The organism is Guptibacillus hwajinpoensis, from assembly GCF_001039475.1.
GTDB lineage: Bacteria > Bacillota > Bacilli > Bacillales > Guptibacillaceae > Guptibacillus > Guptibacillus hwajinpoensis.
Genome location: NZ_LELK01000001.1, coordinates 1,365,455 through 1,387,472 on the forward strand (window position 1 = coordinate 1,365,455; position 22,018 = coordinate 1,387,472).

The 22,018-nt window shown below is 39.7% G+C and carries 26 protein-coding genes; 8 read left to right on the forward strand and 18 right to left on the reverse strand.

Annotation, left to right across the window (positions count from 1 at the left end):
• Positions 1-59: 59 nt before the first annotated feature.
• The 14 genes from AB986_RS06885 to AB986_RS06950 form a co-directional block, all read right to left on the reverse strand.
• Complete coding sequence (locus tag AB986_RS06885) at positions 60-695, reverse strand: HD domain-containing protein (RefSeq protein WP_048310138.1); 636 nt, start codon at positions 693-695, stop codon at positions 60-62.
• Between the two features lie 53 nt (positions 696-748).
• A complete protein-coding gene (locus AB986_RS06890; protein WP_048310139.1) occupies positions 749-1,474 on the reverse strand; it encodes a SurA N-terminal domain-containing protein in 726 nt (241 codons plus the stop codon).
• A 379-nt stretch (positions 1,475-1,853) separates the two neighbouring features.
• Positions 1,854-2,531 (reverse strand): amino acid ABC transporter permease, encoded by a 678-nt coding sequence (locus tag AB986_RS06895; protein ID WP_048310140.1) that lies wholly within the window; start codon positions 2,529-2,531, stop codon positions 1,854-1,856.
• A gap of 5 nt (positions 2,532-2,536) precedes the next feature.
• Positions 2,537-3,352, reverse strand: a complete 816-nt coding sequence (locus tag AB986_RS06900) for a transporter substrate-binding domain-containing protein (protein ID WP_048310958.1) — start codon at positions 3,350-3,352, stop codon at positions 2,537-2,539.
• A gap of 290 nt (positions 3,353-3,642) precedes the next feature.
• The gene (locus AB986_RS06905) at positions 3,643-3,888 is read right to left on the reverse strand and encodes a hypothetical protein (protein ID WP_048310141.1); all 246 of its coding nucleotides are present in this window, start codon (positions 3,886-3,888) and stop codon (positions 3,643-3,645) included.
• Positions 3,889-3,958: 70 nt separating this feature from the next.
• The gene (locus tag AB986_RS06910) at positions 3,959-5,800 is read right to left on the reverse strand and encodes an LTA synthase family protein (RefSeq protein ID WP_048310142.1); all 1,842 of its coding nucleotides are present in this window, start codon (positions 5,798-5,800) and stop codon (positions 3,959-3,961) included.
• A gap of 136 nt (positions 5,801-5,936) precedes the next feature.
• Complete coding sequence (locus tag AB986_RS06915) at positions 5,937-6,209, reverse strand: hypothetical protein (RefSeq protein WP_048310143.1); 273 nt, start codon at positions 6,207-6,209, stop codon at positions 5,937-5,939.
• Between the two features lie 85 nt (positions 6,210-6,294).
• Positions 6,295-7,092, reverse strand: a complete 798-nt coding sequence (gene fdhD / locus AB986_RS06920; RefSeq protein ID WP_407921916.1) for a formate dehydrogenase accessory sulfurtransferase FdhD — start codon at positions 7,090-7,092, stop codon at positions 6,295-6,297.
• A 3-nt stretch (positions 7,093-7,095) separates the two neighbouring features.
• Positions 7,096-8,115: a GTP 3',8-cyclase MoaA gene (gene moaA / locus AB986_RS06925; protein WP_048310144.1), complete on the reverse strand. Its 1,020-nt coding sequence runs from the start codon at positions 8,113-8,115 to the stop codon at positions 7,096-7,098.
• Between the two features lie 435 nt (positions 8,116-8,550).
• A complete protein-coding gene (locus AB986_RS06930; RefSeq protein ID WP_048310145.1) occupies positions 8,551-9,369 on the reverse strand; it encodes a DUF6612 family protein in 819 nt (272 codons plus the stop codon).
• Positions 9,370-9,449: 80 nt separating this feature from the next.
• Positions 9,450-9,932, reverse strand: coding sequence for a ribonuclease H-like YkuK family protein (locus AB986_RS06935; RefSeq protein WP_048310146.1), 483 nt, complete (start codon positions 9,930-9,932; stop codon positions 9,450-9,452).
• Positions 9,933-10,017: 85 nt separating this feature from the next.
• Positions 10,018-10,224 carry a DUF2188 domain-containing protein gene (locus tag AB986_RS06940; protein ID WP_048310147.1) on the reverse strand — a complete coding sequence of 69 codons (207 nt, stop codon included), beginning with the start codon at positions 10,222-10,224 and terminating at the stop codon, positions 10,018-10,020.
• A gap of 56 nt (positions 10,225-10,280) precedes the next feature.
• Positions 10,281-10,520, reverse strand: coding sequence for a hypothetical protein (locus tag AB986_RS06945; RefSeq protein WP_048310148.1), 240 nt, complete (start codon positions 10,518-10,520; stop codon positions 10,281-10,283).
• Between the two features lie 83 nt (positions 10,521-10,603).
• Entirely contained in the window at positions 10,604-11,272 is a 669-nt protein-coding gene (locus AB986_RS06950) for a DUF4397 domain-containing protein (protein WP_048310149.1), read from the reverse strand.
• Between the two features lie 238 nt (positions 11,273-11,510).
• Between AB986_RS06950 and AB986_RS06955 the strand changes: the two genes are divergently transcribed.
• From AB986_RS06955 to AB986_RS06975, 6 genes are all read left to right on the forward strand, one after another.
• A complete protein-coding gene (locus AB986_RS06955) occupies positions 11,511-11,732 on the forward strand; it encodes a spore germination protein (RefSeq protein WP_048310150.1) in 222 nt (73 codons plus the stop codon).
• Between the two features lie 71 nt (positions 11,733-11,803).
• Positions 11,804-12,412: a spore germination protein GerPC gene (gerPC, locus tag AB986_RS06960; RefSeq protein WP_048310151.1), complete on the forward strand. Its 609-nt coding sequence runs from the start codon at positions 11,804-11,806 to the stop codon at positions 12,410-12,412.
• Positions 12,409-12,585, forward strand: a complete 177-nt coding sequence (locus AB986_RS21520) for a spore gernimation protein GerPD (protein WP_084006431.1) — start codon at positions 12,409-12,411, stop codon at positions 12,583-12,585. The genes gerPC and AB986_RS21520 overlap by 4 nt, the downstream gene beginning before the upstream one ends.
• A 1-nt stretch (position 12,586) precedes the next feature.
• Positions 12,587-12,976: a spore germination protein GerPE gene (locus AB986_RS06965; RefSeq protein WP_084006432.1), complete on the forward strand. Its 390-nt coding sequence runs from the start codon at positions 12,587-12,589 to the stop codon at positions 12,974-12,976.
• 66 nt (positions 12,977-13,042) lie between these two features.
• Positions 13,043-13,258: a spore germination protein gene (locus tag AB986_RS06970; RefSeq protein WP_048310152.1), complete on the forward strand. Its 216-nt coding sequence runs from the start codon at positions 13,043-13,045 to the stop codon at positions 13,256-13,258.
• A 14-nt stretch (positions 13,259-13,272) separates the two neighbouring features.
• Positions 13,273-13,482, forward strand: coding sequence for a spore germination protein GerPB (locus AB986_RS06975; protein WP_048310153.1), 210 nt, complete (start codon positions 13,273-13,275; stop codon positions 13,480-13,482).
• A 60-nt stretch (positions 13,483-13,542) separates the two neighbouring features.
• Here the strand turns inward: AB986_RS06975 and AB986_RS06980 are convergent, their stop codons facing one another.
• Complete coding sequence (locus tag AB986_RS06980; protein ID WP_053216064.1) at positions 13,543-16,407, reverse strand: PBP1A family penicillin-binding protein; 2,865 nt, start codon at positions 16,405-16,407, stop codon at positions 13,543-13,545.
• A gap of 134 nt (positions 16,408-16,541) precedes the next feature.
• On the opposite strand from AB986_RS06980, the gene AB986_RS06985 reads away from it, so the two are divergent.
• Positions 16,542-17,387 (forward strand): superoxide dismutase, encoded by an 846-nt coding sequence (locus AB986_RS06985; protein WP_084006433.1) that lies wholly within the window; start codon positions 16,542-16,544, stop codon positions 17,385-17,387.
• 163 nt (positions 17,388-17,550) lie between these two features.
• On the opposite strand, the gene AB986_RS06990 is transcribed toward AB986_RS06985, so the two are convergent.
• On the reverse strand, positions 17,551-17,898 hold the full coding sequence (locus AB986_RS06990; RefSeq protein WP_236690314.1) for a hypothetical protein: 348 nt from the start codon (positions 17,896-17,898) through the stop codon (positions 17,551-17,553).
• A 274-nt stretch (positions 17,899-18,172) separates the two neighbouring features.
• Positions 18,173-18,376 carry a YuzI family membrane protein gene (locus tag AB986_RS06995; RefSeq protein ID WP_048310967.1) on the reverse strand — a complete coding sequence of 68 codons (204 nt, stop codon included), beginning with the start codon at positions 18,374-18,376 and terminating at the stop codon, positions 18,173-18,175.
• A 175-nt stretch (positions 18,377-18,551) separates the two neighbouring features.
• Between AB986_RS06995 and AB986_RS07000 the strand changes: the two genes are divergently transcribed.
• On the forward strand, positions 18,552-19,025 hold the full coding sequence (locus AB986_RS07000) for a glycine/sarcosine/betaine reductase selenoprotein B family protein (RefSeq protein WP_048310154.1): 474 nt from the start codon (positions 18,552-18,554) through the stop codon (positions 19,023-19,025).
• Positions 19,026-20,732: 1,707 nt separating this feature from the next.
• Here AB986_RS07000 and aceA read toward each other — a convergent pair.
• Positions 20,733-22,010, reverse strand: coding sequence for an isocitrate lyase (gene aceA / locus AB986_RS07005; RefSeq protein WP_048310155.1), 1,278 nt, complete (start codon positions 22,008-22,010; stop codon positions 20,733-20,735).
• Positions 22,011-22,018 lie beyond the last annotated feature (8 nt).

Genomic DNA, 22,018 nt, shown 5'->3' on the forward strand with positions numbered 1-22,018 from the left:
TCCTGGAGCGGAAATTTTGCACTATCCTTAAAGCAAAAGCTTGGCAAGAAGAAAAGAACTTATTTTCTCCCAGCCCACTCATCATGGAATTGATTAAGAAAATGCTCCATGAATTCATGTCGGTGTTGCGCTAGTTCTTTTCCTTTTGTTGTGTTCATTAACTCTTTTAAATGCAACAACTTCTCATAAAAGTGATTAATAGCAGTAGACTGCCCACTGCGATAAGTTTCTGGAGTCATATTGTCTCTAATTGTAATACTAGGATCATGTATCAGATCCCCTTTTGCTCCAGCATAAACAAACGTTCGTGCGATTCCGATCGCTCCAATCGCATCTAAACGATCTGCATCTTGGACAACTTGAGCCTCAAGCGTTGTGACTGGTGGACGGTTTCCACCTTTAAACGAAATCGAAGAAATAATTTCAATGATGTGCTCCCGCTCTTCACGATTCACATCTTCTAGTAACCTTTCTACTTCCTTCAAGCCTTCCGCTTCTGATGGAGCTATTTTATCATCAGCCAAATCGTGAACGAGTGCAGCTACTATACAAACAAAATCATTTGCACCTTCAGCCTTTGCAATCACTTCTGCGTGTCGGACCACCCTTTCAATATGATGCCAGTCGTGACCGCTGCCTTCATTTTCTAACTTTTGCTTTACATAGTGGGTAATAGTACTTACGATTTCATTCATTCTTTATCCTCCTCTTTTCATTTCCATGAAAAAAGGCCAGCTTTTGTGCTGACCTATAGCATTTCTTCAATTTCGGCTTTTTGCTTTAGCTCTTCTTTCATCTCTTGAACTTTTTCTTGTGTTTTTGTTTCGACTAAATAATCTTTAATTCGATCTTTCATCTCATCAAATGGTGGAGGATTCTCAGCATCTTTCTGGAATTGATCATCATAGAAAGATTTCATTTCTTCCTCTGTCACTTCAGGTTTTCCAATTTTTTCGTTTACGAATTTATCAACCACGACAATATCGGCATATTGACTTTCTAATTTGTCTAATGTCATGCCTTGTGCTTTCAACGCCTCATTTAATTCGTCTTCAGTCGAGAACTGAGCTTTAATTTGTTCTAGCTCCGTTTGCACTTCTTCCTCAGAAGCTGAAAAGCCTTCGTCCTTTGCTTTCTGAAGCAAAAGCTCTTGTCCAATTAAATTATCCATCACTTCTTCTTCTATCGATTTTGAAACCTCTTTATCAGATGGGTCTTTCCCACTCATTGTATAGCGAAGCTGTGTTTGTACCAGCATAGAATTATAATCTTTTCCTTTAATCTCTTTACCATCCACTGTTGCAACTACTTTATCTTCTTCAACCTTCATCGCTTCTAATTCTTTCTTCGTCTCGTCCATAGAAGCAGACTCTTCAGTGGTAGTTGCTTCCGGCTCTTTCTCTTCGTTGCTGTTAGAACAAGCAGCAAGGAGAAGAATGACCATAAGCATTATTAAGCTAAACTGTTTTTTCATGCTGATGATTAACTCCCTTCCTATTATGACAAATCGTCTGAGTTGAATATATTCATTATTATAACATTCCTCAAAATGCATGATGAAGAATATGGGATATTTTTGTTTTTTCGTTTGTTGGTTACTGGAGCGGAAATTAGCGAAGTTTGGTTTTTATATAATTTTTTATAAAAAACAACAATCTTCTAGAAAAGAGCCTAAATAAAAGGCTATGTTAGCTCTTATTGTTGATTTAACGATTTTGGCTCATTCGAGTGAAACCCCAGTTTCACTCGCCTTTCAGCTCTGCTGATTGGTCACCACAGGGCGTAAATGAGCCAAAAATCAATACTGTTCATTAACATAGCCAAATAAAAAACCCCCTGTAGTACTCAGGGGATTAATGTACGTAGTGATATCGTTTTTCTAATAAATCTTGTATAAAGGAAACACAAACACAGACTCCCCAATAAATGAATGCGACTAATATGTACATTGTCATAAAGTCGAATTCTCTGCCTCCAACAATTTTTGCATGATGAAGTAACTCAGGGACAGTAATAACCGCTGCTAGTGAAGAAGCTTTAATTAAATCTAACATCACATTTGAAAGTGGTGGAATTGCGATACGCGTTGCCTGTGGAAGGACAACTTGTTTCATAGTCGTCCAGTAAGACATTCCGAGCGCGGTGGATGCTTCCCACTGTCCTTTTTCTACCGATGATAGGGCTGAGCGCTGAATCTCTGCTATATATGCAGCACTGTTTAAACTAAAACCAATTAATGCTGAAGTTAGAGCGGAGAACTCAATACCTACTACTGGAAGTCCAAAGTAAAGAATGTAAAGAAAGACTAGAATTGGCGTTCCTCTCATAAAGGAAATATATAATCTTGCAGGATAGCGAAGTGCTTTGTATTTTGACATTCTTCCGAGTGCAAGAAATAGTCCCATCACTAGACCAATAACCATTCCTACCATTGAAATTAAAAGCGTTAGCCCAAGTCCTTGAATAACATACGGAAACGACTTTAACGCAAGTCCTGCATCAAATAAGTATTCCCACTGTATATCAAACACTCTATTTACTCCTCAATGTCAAGATCTGGTTCAACGGAAACATCTGCGCCATTAAAGAACTTCTCTGAAAGTTCCTTAAGGGTTCCGTCATCCTTCATTTCCTTGAGCGTTTCGTTCACTTTGCTTTCTAATTCACCGCTGTCTTTTTTCATAACAACCGCTTGATTATTTGGATAGTATTCAATATCAGGATGAATTGTAATATTCAAGTCAGGAAATGCAGCAAGTGCAAGTGTTTGAAGGTAATAATCATTCAAAATAATATCAGTACGTCCTGTAGACACATCTCGTAAATACTGTTCATTAGTCGCATTATCGTAAATCACTTCTTCAGCACCATTTTCACGAGCAACCTCCATATAAATGGTTGTAGATGCCCCCGCTGCTTTTTTACCATCTAGATCATCAAGTGACTCAATCCCAGATAGATCATCTTTTCGAACAATTGCAGTACCATACGAATACTTAATGGGTTCAGAGAAGGTGAATTTCTCTTCTCTCTCTTCAGTGTTTGTAATATCATTCGCAGCAAGATCAACTTTACCGGAATTGATACTAGTTAACATTCCATCAAAGCCCATTTCCTCGAATTCAACTTCAAGGTCAAGTCTTTTGCCCATTTCTCTTACTACTTCTACTTCATAACCAGTGACTGTATCAGAACCCTCTTCATAGTAAGAAGTAGGATACAGTGTTCCTGATGTTGCTACAACAAGCTTACCTTCTTCTTGTATCTGCTCCCAGACTGATGCTTCATCAGCTGATTGATCTCCTTCATTCCCGTTTGAACAAGCGCTTATAACAAAAACAACAAGTCCCATAAGTAAAAATGGAGCTAGTCGTTTAATTGAATTAGTCAATTTTTTCACTCTCCTTTAATCTAGTAAACAGTAAGACCTTATCACTATGTTACAGTCTATTGCAACCATTACAGCACATTAAAACAAAGACATACTATTCTTATTTTTCCAAATGGCTATGTTAACGAACAATGTTGATTTTTGGCTCATTTACGCCCTGTGGTGCCCATTCAGCAGAGCTGAAAGGCGAGAAATCAAAAATATGAGCTAACATAGCCTTCCAAATAAAAAGCACTCCATAGTATGGAATGCTAAAATTGTTCGTCAATTTTCTGATGAAGATAAGCAGTTGCTTGATCAAGGTGTTTAATTGCTTCGTCTGGAAATTTATCAGTATCTTTCGCTCGCTTCACGTGACCATACAATACAAGATCTTGTGAATTCATGACGATGTCGAGGACTTCTCTTCCAACCTCGTCTTTCTTCTCATCCATGTGAATTGCCGTTTTGTATTCACGTACAACTTCTGTTAGTATTTGCAGTCTTTGTAAATCCATCTTCGCTCATCCCTTTTTATCAAGAGTTCACCTCAAGCGTACCATGAAATGTAAGGAATGAACACTCTAGCTACTCTACAAACCGAAGCAAGTCCCCGTATATAACTTTATCCGAATAATCCAGTTCGTTCTGAACTTTCCCAAAATGTTTACTGCATTTGTTTCGATTTGTTTTTGCACCCGTTTCTTTGTTATAACAAGTATTTTTTGTATAGATCAGCTCTTCTGTCACGAAGCTTCCATCTCGAAAGATGACAAAGTCTTTCCGCTCCGATGACAATAAACTAGTACCAAAATTCAAGCTTGTTTTCTCTTTTATACGTAGCAATTCAAGAATGGTAGGTTTTAAGTCAACTTGACCGCCTACTGTTTCGAATACTTTGCCTTCTTCATTAGGAATATGGATGATGAGTGGGACTTTCTGAAGTTGAACATGTTCAACTGGACCAATTTGTTTACCAAAATATTCTCCTAGCGCTTCGTTATACGTTTCTGATAGTCCATAATGATCCCCATAAAGAACAAAAATGGCATCCTCATAGAGTCCTGCAGCTTTCATCTCTTCAAAAAATCGCTTAATAGATTCATCTTCATAACGTATAGTTGCAAAATAACGATTTACAACTTCCTCTTGCGTTTCAGGAATAGCTATCATCCGATCTTCTTCTTCTAATAAATAGGGAAAATGATTCGTAAGGGTTAAGAATTTTGCTGAATAAGGCTCCTTCAAGTCTTTAAGATAAGGAATTGACTGTTCAAAAAACGGAATATCTTTTAACCCATAATTAATTGAATTCTCATCAGTCACTTCAAAGTCTTTTTTTGAATAGAACCGATCATACCCAAGCGTCTTATACATGTTTTCACGATTCCAGAACTCTCGATCATTACCATGAAAAGAATTGGTTGAGTAATCAGCTGAGTTCAAAGCCTCCGGTAGAGAGAAAAATTCATTCTCAGGCTTCCTGACGAACACAGATCCACCAGAAAGTGGGTACAAGCTAGTATCAATCATAAATTCAGCATCAGATGTTTTACCTTGAGCTGTTTGATGATAAAAGTTAGGAAAGTAATAGCTATCTTCTTTTAGCTTATTAAGAAATGGAGTTACTTGTTCTCCATCTATTTCTTCATCAAGCATGAAAGATTGTGTGGATTCAAGTGAAATGAGAATTAAGTTCTTTCCTTTCGCAACACCTTCAAACGAAGAAGCTTCAATCTCCTTTTTATCCACAAACTGCTTAATTTCTGAAATATCCGTATCATCAGCAAAAACGCTAGTAATGGAAGTAAATGAATTAAATACGATATCATATGCATGATAAGTATACGATCCTAGTGATTTTACGAAAAGCTCCCGATCATAGGATTTTTCGAAAAGTAATGGATTCAGTATAAGGGCGATAACAGTAGATCCCAATAGGATAGATACTCCAGTTACTGCAGTTCGCTTTTTACGTTTAGTGGAGAGTGTACTTGAACGAACCTTAAATCTTTTAAGAATAAAGAATAAGATAACTGAATCGAGAATAAGTATTGGATCATAAAAATTAAACAATTCAACTGTGCTCTGACTCAATCCACCAACGTTTCCAAATTGGAAGAGAACCGGTACAGTAATAAAGTCTATGTAGAATCGATAATAAAGGATATTTCCATAAAGAATGGCAGACAAAATAAAATATACTGCAAGCATTAGGCCTGGTTTTGATCTCTTTCTAAATAGCCCTATACCTAACAGTAATACAATCGATCCTATCGAATTAATCACAAGAAAAACTTCTTCTCCTACACCCTTTAGCGTAAATGAGAACTCAAAGCGATAAACGAAATACGCTTTCAGTACTAAAAGCGCTACTAATAAAAGATAAAAACGCCAGACTGAGGTTGCTTGTCTTTCTTCTAAACCCATAATTTCTCCACCCCTTACATCTCCCTAACTGTTGCTTATGTGATCTTTTTTCTCTTTACCACTAATCACTATTAATCAAACAGCAAGTCATGATTTGCTACCTTTGATACGACTAACTATGCAATAAAGTTTCAAATTAATAAGAAAAAACAAGGGCAATAACACCAAACGCAATTAAAAAGAGTCCAACCGTTACACAAATTACGGTTATCACCCACCATGGAATCGCATCAAGTGCTTTTGTTTCGATAAAGAAAAAAATACTTTCTCTCTTATTTGAAGCTTTGGAGGCTTTCGAATGGTCAGCAGTTTCCGTTTTCATTTCTTCTAATCGATAGAATAAATATCGAGGACTTCCCACAATCACTACACCTGCCACCCAAAAAATCAACGCGATCGTCCAACCCATTATAAACCCGCCTTTCAATTAAAGCATGTTTGTTCTGTAGTATGAACGACTTAACCAAAAAAAACACCTTCAACCTGAAGGTGTTTCAAATAATAATTCTTTCATGCTTTGTGTAAATGTTAAATCCGCCTTTTCGTATAAATCCGACTGTCGTAATCTCGAGATCTTCAGCTAATTGAAGGGCAAGATCAGTAGGTGCTGATTTCGACAGAAGTATGCCAATCCCCATCTTAGAAAGCTTAAGGACAACTTCCGAAGATATTCTTCCACTAAATGCAACGCTAAGCTCAGATGGATGAATATGATGCCGTAGTGCATAACCGTACAATTTATCAAGCGCGTTGTGCCGACCAATATCAGTACGAGATGCGATCAATTCATCACCTTTAAAAATAGCTGCGTTATGAACACCACCCGTTGATTTAAAGGTCGTGGACTGCTCTTGTAGTTTCTTCATATTTGAAAGACATTCCTGAGCAGTGAGCTTTGGTGCGCGCATGATTGTTCTTGCCGTTTGAGAGTCACTCTGCAAATAAAAGTGTCTGCTTTTTCCACAGCAGGAGCTGATTACGCGCTTTGTATATGTTTCAGATGTGAGAGACATACTGACAGAGGCTTTTACATTAACAATACCTTGACTATCATTAAAAAGCATTTCTTCCACATCACGATAGGATCGAATGACTCCTTCTGAAGCGAGGAAGCCAACCACCATATCTTTTAGATGATCAGGTGTGCAAACGACTGTCGCAAATTCAACCTGATTAATTCGAATCGTAAGAGGTTTTTCTAATGCAATGGTATCTTCTTGCTCGATAAATTGTCCGCCCTCATAACGAATAACGCCGCGTTCTGTAGTGTGTCTGTTCATTTCCTTCTCCATCACCTAGCCACCAATGAATGACATTTCAATTTTCTCACGTTTCGCTACGCCTTCTTCCGTTCGTTCATCTGAATAACGATCGTGCCGACCGTTCCACAAATCAGTGAGCATCTTTTGCATGTCTTCATCAGATGCTCCATTACGTAAAGGATTACGAAGACTTGTCCCTCGTGAAGCAAACAGACATGTGTATAGCGCTCCGTCTGCTGATAGCCTTGCTCTTGTACAGCTCGAGCAAAATGAGTCACTTACTGAAGATATAACGCCAATCTCACCAGCACCATCACTGAATTGATATCGACTAGCTACTTCTCCAAAATAGGACGCTTCAATAGGTTCAAGCGGATACACCTTTGAAATAGTGTCAATGATATCCTTTTTGTTCATTACATGGTCGAACTTCCACCCATTGGAGTTGCCTACATCCATGTATTCAATAAATCTGACGATATGACCACTGTGTCGGAAATACTCTGCCATTGGTACAACTTCATGATCATTGATCCCTTTTTGAACGACCATATTTATTTTCACATTGAGCCCTGCATCTGATGCGGCTTGAATGCCTTCCAATACAGGCTTGATCTTCGTTCCTCTACCGTTCATTTTTCCAAACGTTTCATCGTGAATGGCATCTAGACTTACATTAACTCGTGTTAATCCTGCTTGTTTAAGTGGAATAGCGAACTTTTTTAATAAAGAAGCATTTGTTGTAAGCGCTATATCATTAAGCCCATCTATATTAGATAACATCCCAACTAGTACAGGTAAATCTTTTCTAAGAAGTGGTTCGCCACCAGTTAGACGAATTTTCTCAACACCCATTTGAACGAACATACGGGCAAGTCTTGTGATTTCTTCAAATTGAAGGAGACTCGTCTTAGGTAAAAATTCGTAGTCTGGGCCGAATGTCTCCTCAGGCATACAGTAGCGACAGCGGAAGTTGCAGCGATCTGTTACAGATATACGTAAGTCCCTTAGAGGTCTGTTAAGTTGATCGAATACGAGTGATTCTGTAGACATCAGCCTTGCTCCTTTCAAAACATTGATTAAGGCTAATGGTAACGCTTATGAACACTTTTTTCCAGTATAAAAGCGCGTAAGTTGTTTATGAATGACTATTTTCGTAGACATTGTTGCTATACCTGGTCATTTCCGCTCCAGAATGCTCGCTTTCCGCGGGGCGGGCGGTGAGCCTCCTCGTCGCTAACGCTCCTGCGGGGTCTCACCTGTCCCGCTAGTCCCGCAGGAGTCGAGCATTCTTCCGCTCCAATTGCTAAGTGTGGTATTTATACAAGAGCCTTATCAATAAATAAGGCTATGTTAGCACATATTGTTGATTTCTCGATTTTTGGCTCATTCGAGTGAAACTTCAGTTTCACTCGAATGAGCCAAAAATCAACACTGTTCATTAACATAGCCATAAAAAAAGAGTACTTATTCAGTACTCTTCTCTTCCTAGGAGATCCCCGGCATCTCTTTCGCTTGTTGAATTACTTCTTCTGGGACTGTTACTTCTTCTATTTCATTATAGTTCTCAAACTGTGAGTCCATTTCCATTAACATCGAAATCGATTCATCTTCCATTGTTATTTCACTATCCATTTTCATCTGGAATTCCCTTATTAGGAAGTCAGCTTTTCCAATTGTGAGAGTGTATTCTACTTCATTCACTTTCAATTGCTCGGTAAATCCCTGAAGCATCTCATTTTGTTGCCCCATGTTCTCAACGGTTTCATCTAACAATTCCTGGTATTTCTCTCCTGTCGCTTTCATAGTCATCACATATGTACCTTCATTTTCTACTAGCTTAAATTCGTCAACGTACTTTTTTAGCATTTCCATTTGTTCAGAAGGATCCGCTTGTGATTGCTGCATGGTGAGCAGTGAATCTGTCATTTCATCAGGAAATTCCATCCATTCTTCTCCTTGTTTCATGAAAAAGCCTGCTTCACTATAATACGACTCCATTTGCATAGCCTCACCATTTGCATTCATATCAATTACCTGGTGAAATGCTAACGGATCTACCACCATATTAGAATCGATTTTACTTGTAATCTCAACCTCTTCTTCATTAGAATCGAAGGTTTGGTTCATGTTTGCCATCATCCTAAAACTGGTGACATCTTCTTGAGCAGCAATGGACTTTTCGAACACCTCTTGCGCGTCAATTCCTATATCAACGCTAATTTCTCCTCCAGATTCCGTGGTACCACTACACGCTGCAAGAACAATAAATACCGTAACGATTAAAGAATATAGCTTTAATTTCATCTCATCACTCCTTTGTCTATCATACGAAAGAGTAAAAATTAGGTTTCATAAAAATGAAAAAACTGGCTTTATCAGCCAGTTCAGCTTATTGATTTCGTATACCGATCCGCAACACTGCTTGCCCCATATGAATCTGGTTTAATTCTTGCAATATAGCCAACAGAGGTAACCCACCCAACAACTTCCTGTATCACTTTACGAGTTTCCCCCTGTTTACCTACATCTAAATGAATCTCAATTGGCCATTTCTCAAGCAAAGCTGAAAAGCCCTCTTCTTTTAACAACTCCATCAGCTCAAGACTCATTTCCGTTTCCTTGTAGATCCGATGCCTGAGCTCATGGATCGGTTTATGCTTAACCTTGCGATAGAATATTCTTGCTCCTTTACCAACACGGTGAATAATGATTGCTGTTACGAACTGTGTCGCTTTTCGACTCGTTTGAGAATCTGTCCCAATCACAATCCTATATTTCCCTTTCGGATCTTCCTCTGTATACCTCTCAATAAGCTGAGTGACTTGATCCATTGTTACTTTTCCAGCCGTTGGACTTATAAAATTCATAAACGGTTCCCTTCCTTCATCAGGATAGTAGTTAGTACTATATTTATTCAATAAATGAAAAATATGTACGTTAGAACCGAAAACTCTACTTATTATATAGACTTTTATCTTCTATGTCTCCATTTAACTGGTGAACAATTAATTCAGATGGGCGATTTTCATCACACATCTCCCTTCCAAATTGATAAGCTTCTTCCTTTGTTTCAAAGGTTTTCGTTGCTTGATTGGCGCCTTCTTTCTTAAGTTCCCATTTCTCATACTTCCCGCTTTGCACATGATAAATTGTCTTCATACTACTTCCCTCCTCAACCTAATAATTCCTTTATACTATAGTAATGAAACCGGCAACTATGCCTTTGAGAACATCAGAATGTCAGCTGGTTGCTTTTCGATAAATGTGTTAATTGTTTTATATCCTTCTTTTTCCTTCTTAATGAACGTTCTACTTGAGATTGGTCTTCTTGCTGACCATTGGATGGATAAAGGATTCTGCCAGGAATCATGTGTAATTAATTCTTGTTTGTAATAATAATGATTGCCACTTGGGTAGCGCTCACAGATGTATCGAACAGTATGCTTGGTATGCATATAACTCACTCCTTAATAGAAATGCTTACAGTATTAACAAGCGAAGACAAAAACATCCGCAGCGATTTACGCTGCGGAGCTTTTTACTTACCATCTTTTAATAGGATCACATTAAGCGCAGGATCACCATCAAGAAAACCAATTGCGATAGCTGTATAGTTAACACCAGCTTCAACCGGTACATTAGGAAGATCAAGTACAGATGTATCACTTCCCGTTGCGCGAACTTCAAGATTATAAGAATCCGGGCTTACAGTTAAGTACTCTGAATTTTGACCGAAGGCGAGGTTCTTAATTAACACATCGCCGTCTTTCACCGCGATATCAACAGGTGGCGCGTCGGGAGAAGCATGAACAGCTCTAAGCCCAGCCTTATCTCCCGATCCTTTTTGATCTTCTAGAGCAAGCACAGATAGATTGTCTACTTCCCCTAAAGCAACAACCGAATAATTCTTACCAGCTTCAACAGTTAATTTCTGCTCAAGTACTGGCTTTCCTTTCCCATTGGCAGAAGTAGCGAAAATTTGAACTTTCTTCTCTCCCGGTGCTAACGCTGCATAATCGGTTACGTCTTTGAAAGATGCTCCTTTAAAAGCTGGTTTTCCATCAACATAAACGTCTACAGATGGCGCATCAGGAGAAGCGTGAATCACACGAACATTCGCAACATTGTTGTTCTCAGCTGCCAGGCTCTGAGGTGATGCAGTTACGAATAGCACTGCAATCATTAAGGCAGAAATAATCCATTTCATTCCATCACTACCTTTCTATTTTATTGAAAGACCTGCCTATTTTTTTACAGAGTGATAGTAATTATTCATATAATTTCAATTGAAGTAAAAAACAGATCTATATAAGATCTGTTTCCGAATTTATAACTCACCTTGCATTGACCTTACTTTGAAAGTTTACCATTCCTTGAACGCTCGAACATACGCTACTATCCCGCATACAGTAATACAAGAATACTGTTAAAAAGGATGTGAAAACATGCCGGCACTAGTTGGAGCAATCAAAGTAAACTCAATCGGAAGCAGTGGTGTCTTTCACGTCGGTGATGTGTTTATTGTGTCTCCTACAAGCGCTGTTCGAACCTTTGCTGGTGCAGGATCATTTAATACTGGTAATGGCCTTAATGTGAGTAGTTCATATAGTGTAACAAACGTAAATGACAGTGATGTCGCTGATCAAAATGTAGTGGCAAACATCTAACAGGGCATTCACCTACTTTTACTCTCCCGCATACAGTACTATATACATTTTGATACGGGAGTTGATGGTCAATGTATCCAAACGATAACATCTACGGCATCCTGCAGCGGATACAACAACACATTGAACAACAAAACCATCGGATCAAAATGCTTGAAGATATGGTAGATGATTTAAAGGACAATTATGATCAATTATCAAAGGCACCTAAAACAAACATTGAAAAGATTGAATACAAGTTTGATCAACTAAAGATAGAACGCCTTGACGGAACACTCAATATTGGACTAACGCCGAATGGCGGAGCAGATATGCTTGAAGATTTCACCGTGAATGGAACAAATGGAATGAATCCTTCTTCTCTTGCGCCTGAGACGATTCAATCCATTCAACAGAATGTTAATTCATATATGCAAAACGGCGCGTTAAAACAGTTGGGTGAATTAGAACAAAAGTACAATTATCCTCTTGATGACCCGTATCGTCATTTTATTTTAAATGATATTCAAAAGCAGCTTGATCAGCGTATTAATTATTATCTTAATCAGCAAAAAGAACGTACTCCTAATGCGTCACCGCAAGAATTGTCAGAAGAAATAGAACAAAAGTTAAAACGAGATATTGTGAATGGAATGGAAGCATTTATTAAAAATTTACCTAAAAGGACGGATTCATCATGAACTACACTGTCATAAACAGAGGCCTCTCGGTTGGTAATATTACGGTAACTGCAGTAGCAAGTTCTTCGGTCTTACTTGTAGGCGATACAGAATCGATTGCATGTTCTTCCATCTTTGATACTCCTCCAGAATCCTTAATTATAACCAGACCATTTGTACCGATTGCATCTTAATATGCATAGTCGCTCTTCTTTAGTTAACTGGATGAACATATTGTCTGTTGATAGCTCTGGAACAGTACAAATTGGAGACAGTAATCAAATCACACCAGAAACCAAAATTTTTGCTATACAAAGAGAACAGCCTATTTTCAAAGGAAATGAATATGAAGACCTCTCTTCTTTTTCTCTTTATAGTCAGTCTCTGCCAACCCCATTACTAACGGAAGCCATTAACCATGTGACAGTCCACGAAAATCCTGTTATTAAAGTAAACAGTATTCAAGTACTAGGGGTTGCAGCTTCAGGAGTGGTCCATGTAGGCTCTACAAGAACGATCCAAGCAGAATCACGAGTTAAAAATATACGAGAGTTTTTTACTGACCCTAATGAAGGAAATGAATAATGAGAACAAAACCCCCCCACCACTCATACAATACGGTATCACGATCATTGCAAAGGATGTTCAATCATGCCTTCAATAGTAGGACCAGTCAAAATTAACAGTGCAGGCGGCGTCGTCAACTTTGGGGATAGTTTTAATACGACACCTAAATCAACTTCAAAAACATACGCTGGTTCAGGTGGTTTTAATACAGGTGACTTTCATATCGTAAACAACGGATTCAGTTTAACCAACTCACTTGATCCTGACCTCGCAGATCAAGATATCACTGCAAACAATTAGGGAGCTGAAGATTCGTGAATTTCTTTGTGAATCAAAACATCGTTATTCATCAGCTAAGAGTCGAAGGAATTTCGAATTCTTCAGTCCTGCAAATTGGTAGCGCAGGTATTATTAAGCCACTTTCAAATTTATATAATACTGGTGCTTACACGGAACCTGCTCCTGAACTAGAAGCTACACAAGGTGAGATAACTCCTTACGTACCATTAGCGCCACCCACATAGAAAGAGCCGCCAAATGGCGGCTCTTTCTATGTGATATGAACGAAAAGCAAGGTAGGAAGACTACTCATTATCATTGCTTTTCTGCTTTTGAGTAGTCTCATCTTCGCCTTGTGACGAATCATTATTGTTTCCAGATTTCTTAACGTTACTCGTGGAAGAATCATTAGATTCTTTATTGGTTTCTTCAGAGCTATCTTGATTCTCATCATTTTCAGCATTAGAGCCCTGCGTTTCGTTGTTTTCATTACTTCCATTATTATTGGTATTGCCACTGCTGTTCTGATTGTTGTTTCCGTTAGTAGTACCACTATCTGAATTGCTTTCTTCACTCGCATTACTCTCTTCACTAGCGTTATTCCCATTATCCTCATCACTAGTGTTATCTTCATTTGTTTCGCCAGTCTCATTTCCACCGGTGTTAGAAGAGTTACCATTGCTACTGCCTGTATTAGATTCTTCTTCATTTTCACCAGAGTCGCCACTATTGTCGGCGTTTCCTTCACTTGTGCCTCCGTTAGTGTCAGAGTTCCCTGTGCTATCGTTGTCTGAATTACTAGAGTTATCTTCTTCAGTTCCCTGGTCACTTTCTTGCTCTTCTGCAGGATCATCAGTCGATTGAGGCTCTTCTTCTACGGGTTCTTCTTTTGCTGGTTCTTGTTCTTTGTTAGATTCTGACGGTTCTTCTTTCTTTTCCTCTTTAGGTTCTTTCTTAGGTTCATTGTTGTCAGCATTTTCTTCTACCTGGTCTACATTGTTATCTTCTTTAGTCGAATCTTTCTTATCGGATTCTTCTTCGTTTGCTGGTTGATTAGAAGTAGGTTTCTTATCCGCTTCTGAATTGTTAGAGTCATTTCTGTTATCTTCTTTTACAGGTTCCGGCTTCTTAGGTTCTGGAATTACTGCCTTTTTCGGTTCTTCACCTTTAAAATATAGTTCTTTAATGATATCGCTAGAGGATGTTTGACCGTTCGCACGTAACCCAGTATTTTTGTCTATTTTTAATTCAACAACAGATTCTGGTTTTTCGAATGAATTCGTTTCTTTTCCTTCTGAAACCTTACTAATGACATGTTTGAAAAGAAGCTTAGCTATATCATCATCTTTCTTACGAATATAGCTCTCTTGTGTTGTTTGATCATAGCCTGTCCAAACCGCTGCTGTGTAGTTCGTCGTGTAGCCAGAGAACCACGCATCAGAAGTACCATCACCATTGATTCCTTCTGGTAGATTGGTTGTTCCTGTTTTACCAGCAATGTCGAGTCCATTTACACCGGCTTGCATACCCGTTCCTTCTTGTACAACCGTCCGTAGCATATCCGTAATCATATAGGCAGTACCTTCGTTCATCACACGATTAGATTCAGATGTTAGTGCAAGTTCTTTTCCATTTGGATAGACTACTTTTTCTACACTATATGGTTCATGGAACGTACCGCCTGATCCGAATGCTGCATATGCTCCTGAAAGCTGAAGCGGAGAAATACCTTTTGCAAATCCTCCAATTGCATAAGCTGGATAGGTTTGATCAATTGAAATTCCTAGATCTTTTGCAAAAGCCTGTGCCTCTTTACCTCCGACTTCCATAAATGCTTTAATTGCTGGAATGTTATAAGACCACTTTAAAGCTTCACGGATTGAGACGCTACCCTGGAATTCATCGTTCCAATTGCTAAACTCTTTCCCATTAAGCTCAAGCTCTTCATCGACAAATTGCTTATTTGTTGACCACTTGTGTTTCTCTATTCCAGGTGCATAATCAAGGATAGGTTTAATTGTCGATCCAGGTGATCGCTCTAATTGCGTTGCATAATTAAACCCTTTTTGGACATCATTTTCACCTGTTTGACGATTTCCACCGATTGCTCTGATTGCTCCTGTTTGAGTATCTAAAAGTGAAATACCCGCTCTAAATTCTTCATCTGGGTAAGTCACAGCACGATTAGTAGTCAAAGCTTTGTCAACAATTTCTTGTGCGCCTTGATCTAACGTCGTATAAACTTCTAAACCACCTGAGTAGAGCGCTTCTTCTGAAATGCCAGCTTTCTCTAAATCAGCAATAACTTGATCAATAAAAGCATCATTTGTTGTCGGCTGTTTTTTCTGTTCAACAATCATCTCTTGTACAGATATAGATGCTTCTTTTTCTCTTTCCTTTTCAGAAATAAATCCATGTTGCTTCATCAAACCTAGTACCGTTGCTCGTCGATCATTTGCAAGCTCCGGGTGTTTGTAAGGATCGTATCCTGAAGGCCTTTGAGGCAATCCGGCAAGAAGAGCGGCTTCTCCTGTGGTGAGTTCATCTAGTGATTTATTAAAATATACATCAGCAGCCGTTGCAACACCATAGGCACCTTGCCCAAAGTAAATTTTATTGAGGTACATGCTAAGAATTTCCTGTTTGGAATACTTTTTCTCTAGCTGTACAGCTAAATAGGCTTCTTGTACTTTACGTTTCATTGTCTTCTCAGGTTCAAGGAGCATGTTTTTCACAACTTGTTGAGTGATGGTACTTGCACCTTCAGCTCCAAACCCATCTTTAACGTTTGCCACTACTGCTCCGCCAATACGTTTAATATCGACACCATTATGGTCGAAGAATCTAACGTCTTCTACTGCTATAAACGCATTGATTACTTCTGTAGGTATCTCATCAAATGCGACGACTTTGCGATGCTCCTTCCCTACAATATCTTGAATTTTGTTTCCTTCTGCATCATAGATTGTTGACGACTGTGGCAGACTCAATTTATTTGCATCAAGTGTTGGCGCATCATCTATATAAGCGTAAGTTTGATAACTTCCGAATGACAGTACAAAAACCATTAAGAAAGCAGCAAATAGTAGAACGTTACGTGCAAAATGCTTCTTATTCTTCCTCTTCCCTTGACGTTCTCCATTGCTGTTATCATTTATTTTTTTCCCCATAATGATCCCCCTTATTTCAAATCCCATAGAGTGGTGATACCCAAATATTGCATATTAAAAACATTAAGGATCAGAAGAAACATTTTATCAACATCGCTCATATAGTAATAACGTCTAAAAAAGGGGGATGACGTTTGGTTACAAATAGCACTCAGGCGCTGATATCATGGGGTTACACATTTCGAAATTACGTGCAATCGAGTTCAGTTGTGAACCACATAAAATACCCAATACTTTCTAATACAGAAAAATGGCTTAATGAGTTAGAAAATGCACAAGGAGTTAGAGATGAAGATGCTTATACTCAAGCCAAAAGATTATATGATGATTTTCAAGCTGCTTCTAGAGTACAACAAACCGTTCCGATTGGAGGACACACACTTCCTCCCTTACCTTACGCTTACAACGCGCTTGAACCTTCTATATCAGAACGAATTATGACACTCCATCATGACATCCATCATCAAAGCTATGTTGATGGCTTAAATAAGGCAGAAGTAGCATTACAAGAAGCACGACAAAAAGAAAACTTTGAACTAATTAAACACTGGGAACGAGAATTAGCTTTTAACGGAGCAGGTCATTTTCTTCACACACTTTTCTGGGAAATCATGAGTCCAGATGGTGGAAAGCCTCAAGGGCCAGTTGTCAATGAAATCACAAAAAGCTTTGGTAGCTTTAATCAGTTTAAAAAACAATTTACAAATGCCGCTAATAAAGTGGAGGGATCAGGTTGGGCTATTCTCGTCTGGTCTCCTGTTTCGAGAAGACTTGAAATTCTCCAGGCTGAGAAACATCAGAATTTAAGTCAGTGGGACGTGATCCCATTGCTCGCGCTTGATGTTTGGGAACATGCATATTATCTTCAATATGAGAATGACCGAAAGCAATATATCGACAACTGGTGGAAAATAGTGAACTGGCCGGAAGTTAACAAACGGTTTGAGAAAGCACGAACAATTACATGGAAACCGTTTTAAAACAAAACTCTTTTCGTAGATATTGTTGCTCTAGGGTAATTTCCGCTCCAATCAGCTAAATGGGGGTTTTATTCAATTATTGATTCAAAGGCAACAATCTTTTAGAAAAGAGCCTAAAACAAAATAAAAAGCAAAGGTGATTAAGCCTTTGCTTTTTGCATTTTCATTCTAATTCTCTATACGGATATGGGCTCGATCCGTAAGGCGGACGTCCACCATAATATCCTGGGTAACCACCTGATCCACCGTACCCTTGAGGTCCGTAGCCCTGGTATCCACCTCCATAACCTGGTGGAGGTGGAGGCGGATACCCACCTCCAGGATAGCCAAAACCGCCATATACCCCTGGTATGACAAGAGCTCCCAATAATCCTCCTGCAAGACCACCGGCAAAAGCAGCACCTATGATTGGAAATGGTCGTTGATGAGCATACTGTCTCATTTCATGAGATATTCTGGTACCTGGATAAGGACTATGATAAATCCCTTGCATGGGAACATAATTCTCCATGTCTCTCCTCCCTTTCCTGATGGGCATCAAGATAACTGCCTACAGTATAAGGTATGGTCATCCAAAATATCGGGAAGGGACATTAGCGGAGAAAAGGTAATTCTTCTTAAATTAAGGCTATGTTAGCTCATATTGTTGATTTCTCGATTTTTGGCTCATTCGAGTGAAACCTCAGTTTCACTCGCCTTTCAGCTCTGCTGAAAGGTCGCCCTGTGGTGCCAATTCGCCTGAGCAAATGAATTTGCTCGAAGCGNACATTGTTCAATAGCCTAAATTAAAAGCGTGGCCAATATACACTAAACCAAACAACAATGATTCCAGAAGCAAATAAATAAAGCTCTGGTGTTTGTGATATATAGACGAAATAGTCAACGAGACTATGTCCAATAATAATTAAATTTAGTTCAAGAATTAAGGTAACGCCACCTGCAACAGAGAGTCCAAAACCGACTAGAAATATGAAGAAGCGCACAATCATAATCTCCAAGCATTTCTTCTATTTTTCATACCGGCCTGTCCCCCTTCCTTGTTTACTACTCATCGTATTTAGGAAGAAGGACAATTATGCTTGCTAAGACGTTTTACTTTCGTTTTTTATACATACATGCTAAAACGGTAAGGTACACTACAAAGTATTGGAAGGAGGAGTAAACATGATTGAAAAAGTAGAGCAAGCCGTTCAACAAAACTGGGTACCGTCTTTTCGTTATGAGAAGAATGAAACTACCCCTTTTACACCTTTTACAAAAGACTTAAGTAAATCTAAAGGCGCCATTATTGCTACTGGTGGCATCTACGTAAAAGGACAACCACCTTTTAATGATAATTACGGATTGGGGGACCCTTCATATCGGGAGATCCCAGTCGAAACTGAGCTTAAGGATGTCTCTTTCGCACATGAACATTATGATCAAACGAATGTGAGACAAGATCCAAACGTTCAGTTCCCATTAGACATCATGAAAGAACTTCAAGCTGAGGGTCGAATTGGTGAACTAGCTGAAACACACTATAGCTTTATGGGATACATCCCAACACCACACCCACTTAAAAACGTTACTGCAGTAGAGGTAGCTAAGAAACTTCTTCAACAAAACGTAGACTATGCCTTATTGGTCCCTTCATGACCAGTCTGTCAACAGTCGGCCGGTCTGGTCGCACGCGTACTTGAAGAACACGGCATACCTACAATTGCCCTAACAATGTCAAAAGAAATCAGCGAATACGTCAACGTACCTCGCTCCCTCTACAACCGCTTCCCATTCGGCAGCGCAGTAGGACAACCAGGTAACAAAGAACAACACAAACAAGTCCTAAACAAAGCCCTCGACACCCTAGTCGAAGCAACAGAAGGCGGCAAAGTAGAAGAATCAGGAATTAAGTTTAAGTAGGAAAAGCGGAAACGAGCGTTTAGAAACGGAGATATTGGAGCTCTTGAACTAGAACACGTCCTTTGTGTTCTAGTGAAAGAGTGAAATATCGTAGTTTCTGCGAGTTGCAGCTGGATCTAGGAAAAGCGGAAGCCTCCGTTTAGACCCGTCAGACACTGGAACCATCCAAATTGAACACGCCCTTTGTGTTCGAGTTGGATGGTGAAGTAGGGTCTGGAGGCTGCAGCTGGATCTGAAAAGCGGAAGCGAGCGTTTAGAAACGGAGATATTGGAGCTCTTTCACGAGAACACGTCCTTTGTGTTCTCGTGAAAGAGTGAAATATCGTAGTTTCTGCGAATTGCAGCTGGATCTAGGAAAAGCGGAAGTGGGCGTTTAGGTCCGACAAGCGCTGGAAGGATTTTATTTGAACACGGTCTTTGTGTTCGAATGAAATTCTGAAGCGACTCGAGGACCTGCCCACTGCAGCTGGATCTAAAGAAAAGCGGAAGTGGGCGTTTAGGTCCGACAAGCGCTGGAAGGATTTTATTTGAACACGGTCTTTGTGTTCGAATGAAATTCTGAAGCGACTCGAGGACCTGCCCACTGCAGCTGGATCTAAAGAAAAGCGGAAGTGGGCGTTTAGGTCCGACAAGCGCTGGAAGGATTTTATTTGAACACGGTCTTTGTGTTCGAATGAAATTCTGAAGCGACTCGAGGACCTGCCCACTGCAGCTGGATCTAAAGAAAAGCGGAAGTGGGCGTTTAGGTCCGACAAGCGCTGGAAGGATTTTATTTGAACACGGTCTTTGTGTTCGAATGAAATTCTGAAGCGACTCGAGGACCTGCCCACTGCAGCTGGATCTAAAGAAAAGCGGAAGTGGGCGTTTAGGTCCGACAAGCGCTGGAAGGATTTTATTTGAACACGGTCTTTGTGTTCGAATGAAATTCTGAAGCGACTCGAGGACCTGCCCACTGCAGCTGGATCTAAAGAAAAGCGGAAGTGGGCGGTTAGACTCGACAAGCGCTGGAGCCTCCCAAAAAGAACACGCCTTTTTGTGTTCATTTTGGGAGGTGAAGCAATCGAGAGGCTGCCCACTGCAGCTGGATCTAAGGAAAAGCGAAAGCCTCCGTTTAGACCCGTCAGACACTGGAACCATCCAAATTGAACACGCCCTTTGTGTTCGAGTTGGATGGTGAAGTGACCGAGGGTCTGGAGGCTGCAGCTGGATCTGAAAAGCGGAAGCGGCCTTCTAAAACCCACTTTCGCGGATATAATCTGATTTCCGCGGATATATCCAGATTATCGCGGATATATTTCGTTTTTCGCGGATATATCCAAAAAATCGCGGATATCCAAAAAATCCAGTCTTTCAATCGTCTATTCTCAACTAAGTTGAGGCTTAGATCGTAACTTAATCACCTAAACCATAGAAAAACCGGCTGAAATCAGCCGGTTTTTCTTATTATTTCGTTGTAAACTGCTCTTCCTCTGTTGATCCTTTAAGTGCTGTTGTGGAAGAAGTTCCGCCAGTAATAACTTGTGATACAGCATCAAAATAACCGGTTCCAACTTCTCGTTGGTGCCTTGTAGCAGAATACCCATCAGCTTCACTAGCAAATTCAGCTTGTTGGAGTCTTGAGTAAGCAGCCATACCATGGTCTTTGTAGTCTCTTGCTAGTTCAAACATACTGTGATTAAGGGCATGGAATCCTGCAAGCGTAACGAACTGGAATTTATATCCCATTTTCCCTAGTTCGCGCTGGAATTTAGCAATCGTTTCGTCATCAAGCTTTTTCTTCCAGTTAAATGATGGCGAGCAGTTATAAGCTAATAGTTTCCCAGGGAACCTTTCATGAATGGCATTCGCAAACTTCTGTGCCTCTTCAAGATTTGGTTCTGAAGTTTCACACCAAATGAGATCTGCATAAGGTGCATATGCAAGTCCGCGCGCAATTGCTTGATCAAGACCTGGTTTTGTATAGAAGAATCCTTCTGGCGTTCTTTCACCCGTTAAAAATTCACTGTCATATTTGTCAACGTCACTTGTAATGAGATTAGCCGCATTCGCATCTGTTCTTGCAATGATCATAGTTGGTACTCCCATAACATCGGCTGCAAGACGAGCTGAAATCAAGTTCTTAACGGCTTGCTGTGTTGGAAGAAGAACTTTCCCACCAAGGTGGCCACACTTCTTCTCAGAAGATAACTGATCTTCAAAATGTACTGCTGCAGCACCGGCTTCAATCATGGATTTCATGAGTTCAAATACATTTAACGCACCACCGAATCCAGCTTCTGCATCAGCAACAATGGGTACGAACCAATCTCTATCGTGTACTCCTTCAGAATGTTCAATTTGATCAGCTCTTTGTAGAGCTTGATTGATGCGTTTTACCACTTGGGGAACACTGTTAACAGGATACAAACTTTGATCCGGGTACATCTGTCCTGAAACGTTTGCATCTGCGGCAACTTGCCATCCGCTTAAGTAAATGGCTTTTAAGCCAGCTTTCACCTGTTGAACTGCCTGGTTACCTGTTAGCGCACCAAGAGCATTTACGAAATCCTCTTCGTTTACAAGTTTCCAGAGACGTTCAGCTCCACGCTTAGCAAGTGTATATTCGATTTGAATCGAACCTTGGAGCTTAAGTACATCTTCAGGTGAATATGGTCGTTCTATTCCTTTGAACCTATCTTGTTTCCAGTTCTCTTGAAGTGCTGCTGTTCTTTCATTCGTCATTATGGTTT